Here is a 1,392-nt window from a genome sequence, read left to right as displayed (position 1 = left end):
TTTCCGTAGGCAGAAGCGAAGTCATTCAGGCGTCTGAGCTCGATGTCCCGGGCCCGCAGGCGAAATTACAGGGCGCGGAGGAAACGGTCGTTCTTCAGGGCAGTCATGTCGGCATCCGGAAAAAAAGTGCGGGCATTTTCTCAGAGCCGGGCGCAAAAGGCACGGATGCAGGTCAGCCTTTTGTCTATCGGGTCAATTTGTCGCGGGGAGAATCACGGTTTTCGCAACACCGCGAAACAACTGTGGGAGCGAGCCTGCTCGCGATGAGGGCGTGTCAGTCAATACATCAGTGACTGATACACCGCTATCGCGAGCAGGCTCGCTCCCACAGGGGCATTGCCTTCAGCTCAGGGAAGGGTCAGACGCCCAGGTAATCCAGGATCCCTTCGGCTGCGTTGCGGCCTTCGAAGATCGCGGTCACCACCAGGTCCGAACCGCGCACCATGTCGCCACCGGCAAAGATTTTCGGGTTGCTGGTCTGGTGCTTGTACTGGCCCTGCTCAGGCGCGACAACGCGGCCCTGGCTGTCGGTCTGGATGCTGAATTGCTCGAACCACGGCGCCGGGCTTGGGCGGAAACCGAATGCGATGACCACAGCGTCAGCCGGGATGACCTCTTCGGAACCGGGGATCGGCTCGGGGCTGCGACGGCCGCGGGCGTCCGGCTCGCCGAGACGCGTCTCGACCACCTTCACACCTTCGACCTTGTCTTCACCGACGATAGCGATCGGCTGGCGGTTGTAGAGGAATTTCACGCCTTCTTCCTTGGCGTTCTTCACCTCTTTGCGCGAGCCCGGCATGTTCGCTTCGTCACGACGATAGGCACAGGTCACCGATTTGGCGCCCTGGCGAATCGAGGTTCGGTTGCAGTCCATCGCCGTGTCGCCACCACCGAGCACCACGACCTTCTTGCCTTTCATGTCGACGAAATCTTCCGGCGACTTTTCAAAGCCCAGGTTGCGGTTGACGTTGGCGATCAGGAAGTCCAGCGCGTCATACACCCCCGGCAGGTCCTCACCGGCAAAGCCGCCCTTCATGTAGGTGTAGGTGCCCATGCCCATGAACACGGCATCGTATTCTTCGAGCAGTTGCTCCATGGTGATGTCCTTGCCCACCTCGGTGTTGAGGCGGAACTGGATGCCCATGCCGGTGAAGACTTCGCGGCGATTGCTCAGCACGGTCTTTTCCAGTTTGAACTCGGGGATACCGAAGGTCAGCAGGCCACCGATTTCCGGGTTCTTGTCGAACACCACCGGCGTTACACCGCCGCGCACCAGCACGTCGGCACAACCCAGGCCATTCCGTCGGCCGCTTCGAGGTGGCGCGGGCCGAGGCCAAGGTCAGCGAGACCCAGGCGCAATCCCAGGTTTATCAGGTACAGGTCAAGCGTTGC

At 60.8% G+C, this 1,392-nt stretch carries 1 protein-coding gene and 2 pseudogenes; 2 read left to right on the top strand and 1 reads right to left on the bottom strand.

The window, feature by feature from the left end; genetic code table 11:
- Nucleotides 1–293, top strand: a 293-nt coding sequence (locus tag ACQKP2_RS32910) for a hypothetical protein (protein WP_427582391.1), incomplete at its 5' end; no start/stop codon positions are given.
- A 65-nt stretch (nucleotides 294–358) separates the two neighbouring features.
- On the opposite strand, the pseudogene ACQKP2_RS32905 reads toward ACQKP2_RS32910, so the two are convergent.
- Nucleotides 359–1,297 (bottom strand): annotated as a pseudogene (locus ACQKP2_RS32905) (FAD-dependent oxidoreductase); the annotation flags it as partial.
- Here ACQKP2_RS32905 and ACQKP2_RS32900 point away from each other — a divergent pair.
- Nucleotides 1,297–1,392, top strand: a pseudogene (locus ACQKP2_RS32900) (efflux RND transporter periplasmic adaptor subunit); the annotation flags it as partial. The pseudogenes ACQKP2_RS32905 and ACQKP2_RS32900 sit on opposite strands and share 1 nt — an antisense overlap.

This window comes from Pseudomonas sp. NPDC089569 (assembly GCF_050280625.1).
In the GTDB taxonomy this organism is placed as follows: Bacteria; Pseudomonadota; Gammaproteobacteria; order Pseudomonadales; family Pseudomonadaceae; genus Aquipseudomonas.
This window is presented reverse-complemented; position numbering and strand designations above follow the sequence as displayed.